The organism is Leclercia sp. TB492 (genome assembly GCF_049974505.2).
Classification (GTDB): Bacteria; Pseudomonadota; Gammaproteobacteria; order Enterobacterales; family Enterobacteriaceae; genus Enterobacter; species Enterobacter adecarboxylatus_C.
Window position 1 is genome coordinate 2,288,424 of record NZ_CM127572.1, and the last position, 13,327, is coordinate 2,301,750.

The 13,327-nt window shown below is 59.3% G+C and carries 12 protein-coding genes; 8 read left to right on the forward strand and 4 right to left on the reverse strand.

The features are described from left to right. Positions 1–3: 3 nt before the first annotated feature. The 5 genes from ACP4QI_RS10855 to ACP4QI_RS10875 are packed head-to-tail and all read left to right on the forward strand — an operon-like array spanning position 4 to position 5,481. Positions 4–948, forward strand: coding sequence for an ABC transporter permease (locus ACP4QI_RS10855; RefSeq protein ID WP_156263782.1), 945 nt, complete (start codon positions 4–6; stop codon positions 946–948). Continuing rightward, entirely contained in the window at positions 945–1,796 is an 852-nt protein-coding gene (locus ACP4QI_RS10860) for an ABC transporter permease (RefSeq protein ID WP_142489479.1), read from the forward strand. Before ACP4QI_RS10855 ends, ACP4QI_RS10860 begins: the two co-directional genes overlap by 4 nt. Then, positions 1,793–3,394, forward strand: coding sequence for a dipeptide ABC transporter ATP-binding protein (locus ACP4QI_RS10865; RefSeq protein WP_142489480.1), 1,602 nt, complete (start codon positions 1,793–1,795; stop codon positions 3,392–3,394). Before ACP4QI_RS10860 ends, ACP4QI_RS10865 begins: the two co-directional genes overlap by 4 nt. Next, positions 3,391–4,380 (forward strand): putative FMN-dependent luciferase-like monooxygenase, encoded by a 990-nt coding sequence (locus ACP4QI_RS10870; protein ID WP_426494654.1) that lies wholly within the window; start codon positions 3,391–3,393, stop codon positions 4,378–4,380. The genes ACP4QI_RS10865 and ACP4QI_RS10870 overlap by 4 nt, the downstream gene beginning before the upstream one ends. 9 nt (positions 4,381–4,389) lie before the next feature. Then, on the forward strand, positions 4,390–5,481 hold the full coding sequence (locus tag ACP4QI_RS10875; RefSeq protein WP_426494653.1) for an alkylhydroperoxidase domain protein: 1,092 nt from the start codon (positions 4,390–4,392) through the stop codon (positions 5,479–5,481). A gap of 110 nt (positions 5,482–5,591) precedes the next feature. On the opposite strand, the gene araJ is transcribed toward ACP4QI_RS10875, so the two are convergent. Next, positions 5,592–6,767, reverse strand: coding sequence for an MFS transporter AraJ (gene araJ / locus ACP4QI_RS10880; RefSeq protein WP_142489483.1), 1,176 nt, complete (start codon positions 6,765–6,767; stop codon positions 5,592–5,594). A gap of 201 nt (positions 6,768–6,968) precedes the next feature. Here araJ and ppk2 point away from each other — a divergent pair, with 201 nt between their 5' ends. From ppk2 to ACP4QI_RS10895, 3 genes are all read left to right on the forward strand, one after another. After that, complete coding sequence (gene ppk2 / locus ACP4QI_RS10885; RefSeq protein ID WP_426494652.1) at positions 6,969–7,793, forward strand: polyphosphate kinase 2; 825 nt, start codon at positions 6,969–6,971, stop codon at positions 7,791–7,793. 176 nt (positions 7,794–7,969) lie between these two features. Then, positions 7,970–8,158: a hypothetical protein gene (locus tag ACP4QI_RS10890; protein ID WP_156263785.1), complete on the forward strand. Its 189-nt coding sequence runs from the start codon at positions 7,970–7,972 to the stop codon at positions 8,156–8,158. Beyond that, on the forward strand, positions 8,158–8,481 hold the full coding sequence (locus tag ACP4QI_RS10895) for a CcdB family protein (RefSeq protein WP_156263786.1): 324 nt from the start codon (positions 8,158–8,160) through the stop codon (positions 8,479–8,481). The genes ACP4QI_RS10890 and ACP4QI_RS10895 overlap by 1 nt, the downstream gene beginning before the upstream one ends. 46 nt (positions 8,482–8,527) lie before the next feature. Here the strand turns inward: ACP4QI_RS10895 and fdnI are convergent, their stop codons facing one another. The 3 genes from fdnI to fdnG are packed head-to-tail and all read right to left on the reverse strand — an operon-like array spanning position 8,528 to position 13,120. Next, the gene (fdnI, locus tag ACP4QI_RS10900) at positions 8,528–9,184 is read right to left on the reverse strand and encodes a formate dehydrogenase-N subunit gamma (RefSeq protein WP_142489487.1); all 657 of its coding nucleotides are present in this window, start codon (positions 9,182–9,184) and stop codon (positions 8,528–8,530) included. Then, positions 9,177–10,061, reverse strand: a complete 885-nt coding sequence (fdxH, locus tag ACP4QI_RS10905) for a formate dehydrogenase subunit beta (RefSeq protein WP_142489488.1) — start codon at positions 10,059–10,061, stop codon at positions 9,177–9,179. The genes fdnI and fdxH overlap by 8 nt, the downstream gene beginning before the upstream one ends. 11 nt (positions 10,062–10,072) lie before the next feature. Next, positions 10,073–13,120 (reverse strand): formate dehydrogenase-N subunit alpha, encoded by a 3,048-nt coding sequence (gene fdnG / locus ACP4QI_RS10910; RefSeq protein ID WP_426494651.1) that lies wholly within the window; start codon positions 13,118–13,120, stop codon positions 10,073–10,075. Between the last annotated feature and the right edge of the window lie 207 nt (positions 13,121–13,327).

The following is a 13,327-nucleotide window of genomic DNA, read 5'->3' on the forward strand; positions in this document are numbered from 1 at the left end:
ACGATGAGTCACTATCTGCTGCGACGGGCCGGGCTGGGGCTGCTGGTGTTATGGGCGGCGTTCACCCTGTCGTTTGTGCTGCTTCAGGTACTGCCGGGGGATGCGGTGCTGATCAAGTTCCAGAACCCGGATCTCGGTCTGAGCCCGGCGCAAATCGAAGAGATGCGCATCGCCTACGGGGCCGACAGCCCGCTGTGGCAACAGTATCTGCACACCCTCGGGGCGATGCTGCGCGGCGATTTTGGCTTCTCGGTGCAGGCGGGCGTGGCGGTGAGCGAGCTGATTGCCACTAATCTGCCGGACACCTTAAGCCTGGCGTTGCCCGCCTTTGCGCTGGCGGTGGTGCTGGCCTTCTCCCTGGCGCTGGCCTCGCGCCTGCCGGGGCTGCGCTGGTTAAGCAACGCAATTCAGTCCCTGCCGGTGCTGTTTATCTCCCTGCCGACCTTCTGGCTGGGGATTGCCCTGATTCAGCTGTTCTCGTTCCAGCTGCGGCTGATCCCGGTGATTAACCCGACCCCGCTGCAGGGGCTGATCCTGCCGATTGTCACCGTCGCCATTCCCATCTCCGCCCCGCTGGCGCAGATCCTGATGCGCAGTCTGGATCAGGTGGCCGCCCAGCCGTTCGTCGCCGTGGCGCGGGCCAAAGGGCTGAGCGAAACCGCGGTCCTCTGGCGGCACGTCACGGGCAATGCCCTGCTGCCGGTGCTGAACATCGCCGGGCTGCTGCTGGGCGAACTGATTGCCGGGGCGCTGATCACCGAAACCGTGTTCGGCCGCAGCGGGCTGGGGCTGCTGACCCAGCAGGCGGTGAACAACCAGGATATCGCCGTGCTACAGGCGGTGGTGATGATTTCCGCCCTCGGCTTTGTGCTGATTAACCTGCTGGTGGATCTGCTGATGCCGCTGTTCGATCCCCGCCTGCAAACCGTTACCGGAGGTGCTGCATGAGCCTTGTTGATTATGCTGCTGCGGCGCGCAAGCGCATCCCGGCCTGGCGCGGATGGCGCTGGCAGCCTGGACTGTGGCTGGCGTACGCCATTATTGCCGCTGCCGCCCTGGCGGCCATCGCGCCGGGGCTGTTTACCCACTACAGCCCGATTGAAGGCATTGCCGGGGCGCAGCGGCTGGCACCCCAGGCTGACTACTGGCTCGGTACCGACCAGCTGGGTCGTGATGTCTATACCCGCATCATCTATGGCGCCTCGCACTCCCTGAGCGCCGCGCTGGTGGCGGTGGCGATGGGGCTGTTTATTGGCACCGCCATCGGCGTGATTGCCGGGGCCTTTGCCGGACGGGTGGAGTCAGTGCTGATGCGGCTGGTGGACGTTCTGCTCGCCATCCCCTCGCTGCTGCTGTCGCTGACGGTAATTATTCTTCTGGGCTTTGGCACGGTGAATGCCGCCATTGCCGTTGGGGTGGCGTCGATCGCCAGCTTTGCCCGCCTGGCGCGCGGTGAAGTGGTGCGCATTCGCCATAGCGATTATGTCGAAGCGGCGTTTGGCAGCGGCGGCACCTTCTGGACGGTGCTGTGGCGCCACATTCTGCCCAATTCGCTAACCGCGGTGCTGGCCTTTGCCACGTTGCAGTTTGGTCAGGCGATCCTGGCCCTCTCGACCCTTAGCTTCCTGGGCTACGGCACCCCGCCGCCGATCCCGGAATGGGGCTTGCTGATTGCCGAAGGACGTAACTATCTCTCAACCGCCTGGTGGTTAACCACCTTCCCCGGCCTGGTGGTCATTGCCGTGGTGCTGGCGACCAACCGTATCAGCCGTCAGTTAAGCGGAGGCCGTTCATGACCGTATTATCTGTTGAAAACCTGACCCTCAGCTACCGCACGGGGCGGGAGTGGCGCGAGGTAGTACATAACGTCAGCTTTACCCTCGGGCGCGGCGAGTTGCTGGCCTTTGTCGGCGAGTCCGGCTCCGGGAAAACCACCACTGCCCAGGCGATCATTGGCCTGCTGGCGGACAACGCCCGCCGCGACGCTGGCAGCATCCGTCTGAACGGGGAAGATCTCAGCCAGTGGTCGGCGAAGCGGCTCGACAGCCTGCGCGGCGCGCGCATCAGCCTGGTGCCGCAGGATCCGGGTAACTCCCTCAATCCGGTAAAAACCGTTGGCGCACAGGTGGGTGAAATCCTGCGTCTGCATCAGAAGATCGGTAAGGCCGAGTGCGATAATCAGGTGCTGGCCCTGCTGACTAAAGTGGGCCTCAGCCACCCGGAGCAGCGGATGAAGCAGTTTCCGCATCAGCTTTCCGGCGGCATGAAGCAGCGGGTATTGATTGCTATCGCTATCGCCCTGCGCCCGGACGTCATCATCGCCGATGAGCCCACCAGCGCGCTGGACGTGACGGTGCAGAAACGCATTCTCGATCTGCTGGACGTGCTGCGCCGCGAATCCGGCACCGCGGTGCTGTTCGTCACCCACGACCTGGCCCTGGCGGCCCAGCGGGCCGACCGGCTGCTGGTGTTCCGTAACGGCGAGGTGCAGGAGCATGGTGCCACCGCCGACGTGGTACGGGCCCCGCAGCATGCCTACACCCGCCAGCTGCTGAGCGATCTGAACGGACAGCGGTTAACTATCGCCCCGGTATCGGGTCGTCCGCTGGCCTCTCCGGCTATTCGCGCCGAGGGGATCAGCAAACGCTTTGCGCTGGGCAAAGGCCATCAGTTGCAGGCTCTGGATGGGGTTAGCTTTGCCGTTCTGCGCGGCAGCACCCACGCGCTGGTTGGCGAGTCGGGCTCGGGTAAAACCACCCTCGCCCGTATTCTGCTGGGCTTTGAGCAGGCCGACAGCGGCCAGGTGATTATCGATGATATCGACGCCACCACCCTGAGCCATGAAGCGCGTCGCCAGCTGCGGCAGAAGATCCAGTTCGTTTACCAGAACCCCTTTGCCTCGCTGGATCCGCGCCAGACGCTGTTTGAGATCATCGAAGAGCCGCTGAAGAATTTCGCTCCGGTCAGCAAGGCCGAACGCGCCGCCCGGGTGGAGAGCGTCACCCGGCGGGTGGCGTTGCCGCCGGAGCTGTTAACCCGCACCGCGCGGGAACTCTCGGGCGGACAGCGGCAGCGCGTGGCCATTGCCCGGGCCCTGATCCTCGAGCCGACCATTCTGGTGCTGGACGAGGCCACTTCGGCGCTGGACGTCACCGTGCAGGCGCAGATCCTCGCCCTGCTCCAGCAGCTGCAACAGCAGCTGGGCCTGACCTATCTGTTTATCACTCACGATCTGGCGACGGTGCGGCGCATTGCCCACAGCGTTACCGTGCTGCGCAGCGGTCAGGTCGTTGAGCATGGCGCAGTCGAGTCGCTGTTCGCCTCGCCGCAAAACGACTACACCCGCGAGCTGATCGACGCCATTCCCCACTTTTCACAGAAGGAGTACGCATGACGCGTAAACGCCTGGGTTTCTTCACCCGCCTGCTGGACGATGCGCCAGCCCTGGAACGCTATCGCCTGGCAACAGAGCAGATCCGCCATGCCGAACGCTACGGTTTTGACACGGCATGGATCGCGCAGCACCACTTCCACGAGCATGAGGGCGGCCTGCCGTCGCCGCTGGTGTTCCTCGCCCATGTGGCGGCGTTCACCACCCGCATTCGCCTCGGCACGGCCATTATCACCCTGCCGCTGGAGAACCCGCTGCGGGTAGCGGAGGACACGGCGGTGCTGGACCTCTTATCCGACGGACGGCTGGAGGTGGGGTTTGGTTCCGGCGGCACGCCGACCTCGTTTTTGCCGTTCGGGCTGACCATTAACGAACGGGCGGCGACCTTCGCCGATCACCTGCACCTGATCCACAGCGCCTGGCGCGGGGATTCGCTGACCCATCCCGATAACCATCTCTATCCACCCGCCCCAGGACTGACGGAGCGGGTGTGGATCGCGACTTTTTCAGTCGAGGGGGCGGTGCGTGCCGCGCAGCAGGGCCACGGGCTGATGCTCTCCCGCACCCAGCCGCGCCCGGCGGACAATCTTCTGTTGCCGCTGGATGCGATCCAGAACCCGATTATCGACGCCTATCTTGACGCCCTGCCGTCCGGCGTGGCCCCGCGCATTCTGGCTTCGCGTACCGCATTTGTCGCCGACAGCGATGCATATGCGCTGAAGGTGGCCGAACCGGGTCTGACCCGTCAGGCGCAGCAGCATCAGGCTACCGGGCACGCCCTGATCGGTGACACCGTCACGGATCACGTTCGCCAGTTCGATGCCCATATCGGCGCGCCGCAGACGGTCCTCGCCTCGCTGGCGCAGGATTCGGTCCTGGCGCGCGCTACCGACATTTCATTCCAGGTGCATTCGGTTGAGCCGTCGCATCAGGACACTTTACGTTCAATTGAGTTAATCGCAGAGCAGATCGCCCCTCATCTTTTATAAGGAGTCACCATGGCTTTAAGTCAGGATATTCTCGCTGGGCTGGCGGAGATTGCCCCGGGTTCCCCGCTGGAACAGGCACGACTCACCCGCGAGGCGGCAACGCGTCACGCTCAGGGGAGTTACGAAACGTTATTCAGTCAGCAGGATGCCGACTTTGCGCTGGACGAACGCTTTGCCGTGGCGGCAAAAGTGGCGAAATGGCACAACGTCGACGCACTGGCGGCCCACTATGCCGGGTTTGGTCTGGCCGACCCGACCTCAGTGCGCCTGACCCCCGCCCTGGCCTTTGCCCGGTTGCTGACCTTCTCGCCGGTCCAGGCCACCCCGGGGGCGATCAATGCGCTCACCCTGGCGGGCTGGAGCAAAGAAGGTATTGTGACCCTGGCGCAGCTGATTGCCTTTGTCAGTTTCCAGAGTCGCCTGCTCGTTGGGCTGCGTCTTCTTAATGACAAAACGGTGGCGGCAAGCGATGTCCCCGTTGTGGCGGGCCACTGGCACACCGTGCCTTTGACCAAAAATGGTAAAGCCGCGCCGGTCGAATTTACCCAGCTGGAGCTGGGCTGGGAGCCGTGGCTGACACCCAAACCGCTGGCGGAATTTACCGACGATGAACAGGCGATCCTCGCCAAATTCGGCCATACCGACTCGGACTATTTCCGCCTGCTGGGGCGCAATCTGCCGGTGCTGGAGCAGCGAACGCTCACCGATAAAGGGATTTTCTATACCCCTGGTGGACTGTCTCGTGCGGAGCGAGAGTTGGCCGCCGCGGTGACCAGCAAAGTGAATGGGTGCATTTACTGCGCCTCTGTCCATGCGCGTAAGGCCAGCCAGCTGTCGAAAGATGATGATGCCGTGGAAAGGCTGCTGGCGGTAGAGCCGGGACAGTCCCTGAGCAGCGGGCAGTCGCCACGCTGGCAGGCGGGGATTGATTTTGCCGCCGCGCTGTCGGTGACGCCGCCGGCGGTAACGCCGGGGCATCTGGCCGAGCTGGAACGTCAGGGGCTGGATACTCTGGCCCAGCTGGATCTGGTGCAGTCAGCGGCGTTCTTCGCCTGGGCTAACCGGCTGATGTTGACTCTGGGTGAACCGTCTTTGCCGTGAGCGCTTTATGCCGGGTGGCGCTGCGCTTACCCGGCCTACAAAACCGCGGATTTATGGAACCGTAGGCCCGTGCAAGCGCAGCGCCGCCGGGCAACTAGCACGCTCGTTGCTCAGGCTAACGCCTGTGCGTCAGCCTGCCCCCGACGGGATTTCAGATACCCGTATATCAACAGCGACGACATCGCGCAGAACGACAGCACCGCCGCAGGCAGAGTCACGTAGCTCCAGCTAAAGCCCAGGGTGATCATCATCCCGCCAAAGTACGCGCCAATGGCGCTGCCGAGGTTAAACGCCACCTGGCCCCCCGCCGCTCCAAGCATCTCCCCGCCCTGCGCATTTTGCAGGAGCAGGATCTGCAGCGGAGCCGACAGCGCAAACAGACCGGCGCAACAGATAAAGCCCATCACCAGCGAGGCCGCAGGCAGCCCGCCAAAGGCAAACAACAGCAGCAGCGACAGGACAATCACCAGATCGGTGATCGCCGCAATCCGCAACGGGCTGTAGCGCCCGGAGAGCTTGCCGCTGAACAGGTTCCCCAGCACCATGCCGAGCCCCATCAGCATCATGATCGCGGTCATCACCCCTTCGGAAAAGCCCGACACGTTGATCATGAACGGCTTCACAAAGCTGAACCAGGCGAAGACGCCGGCGTTGCCAAACATGGTGGCGGCGAAGATAAACCACGGTTCCGGCTTTTTCAGAAAGTGAAACTGCTCACTCAGGCGAAGCTGCGTTTTATCAAAGGTCTGCGGTACCCAGAGGACAACTGACAGCATTACCAACAGGTTAAACGCGGCGATCAGGAAGAAGGTGTAGCGCCAGCTAAACTGATGCCCCAGCCAGGTGCCGAGCGGCACGCCCGCAAGGTTAGCCACCGTCATCCCGGCGATCATCCCCGCTACCGCCACCGTCACTTTGCCCGGCGGCGCTATGCGCGAGAGGATGATGGTGCCGACGCCGAAGAACGCGCCGTGCGGAAAGCCGGAGACCAGCCGCCCAATAGCCAGCATGGTGTAGGAGGTGGAGAAGGTAAAAATCGCATTGCCAACGAGGCACAGCGTCACCAGGAACAGCAGGATCGACTTTAAGGAGAACTTACTGGAAAAGAGCGCGACGATCGGCGCCCCTATCACCACCCCGAAGGCGTAAAACGAAATCATATTTCCGGCGGAGGGAATCGTAATGCCTACATCACGCGCCAGCTCGGTTAACACACCCATAATGCCGAATTCAGCCATGCCCAGGCCAAAGGTACCAAGTGCTAACGAAAACACCGTCTTTTTCATACCACAACCACTTGTTAAAAAATTGCAACAGCCATTATCGACCAATCTTGTATGGTGAGCCAGTTCAAATCGCGCCGCTGGCCGATTCCTCCATCAATTCGGCCAGGCGGTGAATATTTTCCGCCAGGGTGCTCAGCCCTGATTACACTTCAAAGTGTTATGTCTCACCGTACCGTCAGACCTCCCGTAAAGGAACGCATCATGGCCGATAAAGAAAAGAAGAAAAGCAAACCCGTTGCGAAGAGCGCCCCTCCCGTCCCGCTTAAGCGTAAGGAGTACGAACAAGAGCTGCATCGCCTGCATGTAGAGCTGGTTAAGTTGCAGCGCTGGGTGGTGAGCAAGGGCCTGAAAGTGTGCGTCGTCTTTGAAGGACGCGACGGCGCAGGTAAAGGGGGCACTATCAAGGCCCTGACCGAACGCGTCAGTCCGCGCGTATTCCGGGTGGTCGCGCTGCCGGCCCCCACCGAGAAAGAGAAAAGTCAGCTCTACTTCCAGCGCTATGTGCCGCATCTGCCGTCAGCAGGTGAAATCGTGATTTTCGACCGCAGCTGGTACAACCGTGCGGGCGTGGAGCGCGTGATGGGCTTCTGTACCGAGGAACAGGTCGAGAAGTTTCTCGACGGTGCGCCTATCATCGAAAAGGCGATGGTCGATGCGGGCATTATTCTGATCAAATACTGGCTGGAAGTGACGCCCAAAGAGCAGGAGCGCCGTCTGCGCGACCGCATCAACGACGGGCGCAAAACCTGGAAGCTTTCGCCAATGGACGTTAAATCCTTTAACCGCTGGGATGAGTACACCGAGGCGCGCGATGCAATGTTCGCGGCCACCGATACCGCCTGGGCCCCGTGGTATGTCGCCCGCTCCGAGGATAAAAAGCGCGTACGGCTGAATATTATTTCTCACCTGCTGACGCAGATTCCTTATAAAGATCTGCCGGAAGAAGAGGTTAAATTACCGAAACGTAAAATCGGCAAGATTAAACCAACCGCTTATCCGTTCCGTTATATTGACGAGAAGTTCTGATTTTTACCACCCTCCTGATTATTTATCGGGAGGGTGATTCACAATAACCCTGTTTGTTTTCAGCCTGTTACTTTGGTCTGGAAGCGTGCTCGCAATTCCTGAATTACCAGGCGGAACGGTATTGTTTTTTATTGTTGGCGATTGATAATGACTGCACCAGAACAGGAGAACGAATAATGAAAATGGCCATCAAAGAAAAGAGCGCAGGTAAGGATCATTTAACTGGCGTCCCCCCACGCCCCGTATTAACAGCAGAGGAGCGCATCGAGCAACACAAGCGTGATAAGGAATTCATGCGCATAATGAATGAAATTGTAGCAGAACATGGAATGTTAACAGATGATGAATTTTTCAGGGTGCTCTGATGACCAAACAATTTAATGTTTATCGGAATACATCGACTAATACGAGGAACTTGTTGCCATATTACGTCGTTGTGCAAAACGACCATTATGACGATCTTAGTACGCGCATTATTATGCCATTAATGAGACACCATAAAATACCTCGATGGTACAGTCACATCGCCCCACAAGTGAATATTGAGTTTGATACTTTAAATATTTATGCTCCGATGATAAGTCATATTGATAAATCCCAGATCAAACCCAAGGATTTTATTTGTCATCTCAATACAGCCAGGAGAGATATCGTCGCCACCATCGACGCATTGTTCACCAACACCTGACCTCCCAAAATACCCGCTCCGAAACACCGTCCGGAGCGGGGGGCACTCATTTTATCCCTTCACGATTCTCTTTTTGCGCTTCCAGTCGCTCCACGTCCCGGTACCAGCGCGGATGGTGCTTCTGCGCCCAGCGGCGGCTCACCTTCCCTTCAATCATCCCTTTAATCGAGCCTTTGACCCAGAACGCCATATACATATGGATCAGGATGGCGTGGATCAAAATAATGGCCGAGGTCGCGTGGATCAGCAGGCTATAGCGCACCACCTGCATCGGGAAATACTGGGCAAAGTACGGACGCCAGATAATGACCCCGGTCACCAGCAGCACAAAAATCATGCTCATGATGGTCCAGAACATCATCTTCTGTCCGGCGTTGTACTTGCCCACTTTCGCGACTTTGTGCTCGTTGCCTTTCAGCACCTCAACAATGCCCTTCAGCCACGGAATATCCTGCTTGTCCGGGATGTTGTGATGCACGAAACGCACGAACATAAACATCAGCGCCACGAAAATCAGCACCCCGAAGAACGGATGGAGAATACGCCCCATCTGCGGCGTACCGAAGGTCTCGGTCAGCCACTGCAGCGTCGGGAAGAAGAATGAAATCCCCGACAGTGACACCAGGAAGAAGCAGATCACCACCGTCCAGTGACAGGCGCGGTCGACAAACTTCGTGCGCACGATCATCTTTGACTTACTCATGGTGCTCCTCCTCATCGTCATCCACCTCTTTGTTCGGTCCGATGCCCACGTAGTGATAAATCAACCCGGCAAAGGTGGCGATAAAGCCCGCCGCGGAGAGCGGTTTAAGCGCCCCTTTCCACAGGTTGATAGAGGTATCGATCGCCGGATCCTTCGGCAGATTGTGATACAGCTCCGGCTGGTCGAGATGGTGCAGGACATACATCACGTGCGTCCCACCTACCCCCTGCGGGTTGTAGACGCCCGCGTTGGCATAGCCGCGCGCCTTCAGCTTATCGACCCGCTGCTGGGCAACGTCCAGCATCTCCTTCTTGGTGCCAAAGTGAATCGCCCCGGTTGGACAGGTTTTCACGCATGCTGGCTCCTGACCAACGCTGACGCGATCCACGCACAGGGTGCATTTATAGACCCGGTTATCCTCTTTATTGAGGCGCGGCACGTTGAACGGACACCCGGCGATGCAGTACCCGCAGCCGATGCAGTTATCCTGCTGGAAATCGACAATGCCGTTGGCGTACTGAATAATCGCCCCGGCGGACGGACAGGCCTTAAGACATCCCGGGTCCTCACAGTGCATGCAGCCGTCTTTGCGGATCAGCCACTCCAGCTTGCCGTTCTGCTCGGTTTCGCTAAAACGCATCACCGTCCAGGATTTGGCGCTCAGATCGGCCGGGTTATCGTACACGCCAACGCAATGGCCCACCTCGTCGCGGATATCATTCCACTCGGAGCAGGCCACCTGGCAGGCTTTGCAGCCCACGCAGGAGGAGACATCAATAAGCTTTGCCACTTCCGCTTTGTAATCCCGCGCACGAGGCGCGGGGGTAAAGCCGTTGGTGGCGGAGCGTTTGATGACGTCTTGTGTTTCCATCGACATTTATTCGCTCCTTATGCTTTCTCGATGTTGACCAGAAACGCCTTGTACTCCGGCGTTTGCGAGTTGGAATCCCCTACCGATGGCGTCAGGGTGTTGGCGATATAGCCCTTCTGCGCCACCCCTTCAAAGCCCCAGTGCAGCGGAATACCGACCGTTTCCACCTGCTGGCCGTGAACGTTAAGGGCCTGCAGACGACGGGTAACCACCGCTACGGCGCGAATAAACCCGCGCTGGCTGCTGACTTTCACGCGATCGCCATTGGCTATGCCTTTGGCCTGCGCCAGGGTCTCGCTGATCTCGACAAACTGTTCCGGCTGGGCGATAGCATTGAGTCGCGCATGCTTGGTCCAGGTGTGGAAATGCTCGGTCAGGCGATAGGTGGTGCCGACATACGGGAACTTGTCTTTCTTGCCCATCCGCACGGCATCTTCCTCGTAGACACGCACCACCGGACTCGAAACCACGTTCGGGTGCAGCGGGTTGGTGCCCAGCGGCGTTTCCATCGGTTCGTAGTGTTCCGGGAACGGCCCTTCCGCCAGCTTGTCGATGGCAAACAGACGCCCCAGCCCTTCCGGCTGCATGATAAACGGCCCGGTGTTGCTGCCCGGCGCGGCGGTGTTGTAGTCCGGAATATCGTTCCCGGTCCACTTCGCACCGTTCCACTGGATCAGCATCCGTTTCGGATCCCACGGCTTGCCGTTGATGTCCGCCGAGGCGCGGTTGTAAAGCACGCGACGGTTCAGCGGCCACGCCCAGGCCCAGCCCAGCGTATTGCCCAGTCCTGACGGGTCGGCGTTATCGCGGTTAGCCATCTGGTTACCCTGCTCGGTCCAGCTCCCGGTGTAGATCCAGCACGACGACGCGGTGGTGCCGTCATCACGCAGCTGGGCGAAGCTGCTTAACAGCTGGCCTTTCTTCGCGATCGGTACGCCGTTGGCATCATAGAGATCCGCCAGCGCATAGCCGTTGTTCTCTTTCGCCACCTCTTCCGATTCCGGGTGATCCGGCTGTTTGTAATCCCACCGCATCCGCAGCAGCGGCTCGACGCCTTTGCCGCCTTCGGTGCGATACATCTCGCGCAGGCGATGGTAAATCCCGGCCAGGATCTCACCGTCGTTGCGCGCTTCGCCCGGCGCATCCTGCCCCTTCCAGTGCCACTGCAGCCAGCGACCGGAGTTGGCGATGGAGCCGTCCTCTTCCGCGAAGCAGGTCGACGGCAGACGGAAGACCTCGGTCTGAATCGAGGCGGTATCCACATCATTCATCTCGCCGTGGTTCTGCCAGAAGGTCGAGGTTTCGGTCACCAGCGGATCGATCACCACCATGTACTTCAGCTTGCTGAGGCTGGCGACAATCTTGTTCTTATCCGGGAAAGACGCCACCGGGTTAAAGCCCTGACAGATGTAGCCCGTGACCTTCCCCTTCGACATCATGTTGAAATACTTAATGACGTCGTATGACTGATCCCATTTCGGCAGCCAGTTAAAGCCCCAGTCGTTCTCCTTCTGTGCCGCATCGCCGTAGAAAGATTTCATCAGGCTGACGAAGAACTTCGGATAGTTGCTCCAGTAGTTCACCTGGTCGGGCAGCGTCGCTTTCGGCGTGTTCGCCGTCATATAGCTTTGCAGGTCCGTCTGTTTCTCGGACGGCAGCGTCAGATAGCCGGTCAGGCTGGTCGACAGCAGGCCGAGATCGGTCAGGCCCTGGATGTTGGAGTGACCGCGCAGGGCGTTCACCCCGCCACCGGCCATGCCCATGTTGCCGAGCAACAGCTGGATCATCGCCATGGTTCGGATGTTCTGCGCCCCGACGGTATGCTGCGTCCAGCCCAGCGCGTACAGGAAGGTGGTGGTTCTGTCCGCGGCACTGGTGGAGGCCAGCACTTCGCACACCTTCAGGAAATCGGCTTTTGGCGTGCCGCAGATGTTCTCCACTACCTCCGGCGTATAGCGGGAGACGTGCTGTTTCAGCAGGTTCCACACGCAGCGCGGATCGGTCAGGGTTTCATCGCGTTTTGCATAGCCGTTTTCGTCGAACTGATAGTTCCAGGAGGACTTGTCGTACTGGCGTTTTTCGGCGTCGTAGCCGCTGAACAGCCCGTCTTCAAAGGCAAAGTCTTCCCGCACCAGCAGGTTCGCGTTGGTGTAGTGCTTAACGTACTCGGCGTTAATCTTGTTATTTTCGATCAGGTACAGCAGCACGCCGGAGAGGAACGTAATGTCCGTGCCGGAGCGGATCGGCGCATAGATATCGGCCACCGATGCCGTACGCGTAAAGCGCGGATCGACGACGATCAGCGTCGCATCATTGATGTTTTTCGCTTCCATCGCCCAGCGGAATCCCACCGGATGCGCTTCAGCGGCGTTACCGCCCATCACCATCACGACGTTGGCGTTTTTGATATCAACCCAGTGGTTGGTCATCGCACCGCGACCAAATGTTGGAGCAAGACTTGCTACCGTTGGTCCGTGTCAGACGCGCGCCTGGTTGTCTACCGCCAGCATGCCGAGGGAACGCACAAATTTTTGCGTCAGCATGCCGGTTTCATTACTTGCCGCGGATGCACACAGCATCCCGGTGGAGAGCCAGCGGTTTACCGTCACGCCCTGCTCATTGGTTTCGACGAAGTTAGCGTCGCGGTCGGCCTTCATCAGCTTCGCGATACGCGTGAAGGCTTCATCCCAGGAGAGTCGCTGCCATTTGTCGGAGCCCGGGGCGCGGTATTCCGGGTAACGCAGACGGTTATCGCTGTGGACATAGTCCAGCAGGCCCGCCCCTTTCGGGCATAACGCCCCGCGGCTGACCGGATGATCCGCATCGCCTTCAATATGATAAATCGACTCTTTGGCGTTCTTCGCGCCATCACCCAGGCTATACATCAATAGCCCGCATCCCACGGAGCAGTATGTGCAGGTGTTACGGATCTCTTTGGCGCGCAGCAACTTATAGTTGCGCGCCTGAGCCAGCGCCATTTTAGGGGCGAACCCTAAAGCAGCCACTGTCGTACCGGCCATACCGCCCGCGCAGATTTTAAAAAACTGTCTGCGGCTGACGTCCATTGCTGTCCTCGTTAGATCATTGAGAATTCCGGCGGAAAACTAACAGCAAAGCCCCTGTTTTTTTTGCGGCAAATCAATATCACCGATCTTCGCCCTCTTAATAGTCAGCGGGGAGCGGTTTTATTACTGCTTAATGAGTAGCTGAAGGGAGATTAATTCGCGGAAGGTACTGAAACAGTGCTATAAATTTGCCCCTAAAAATGCAAA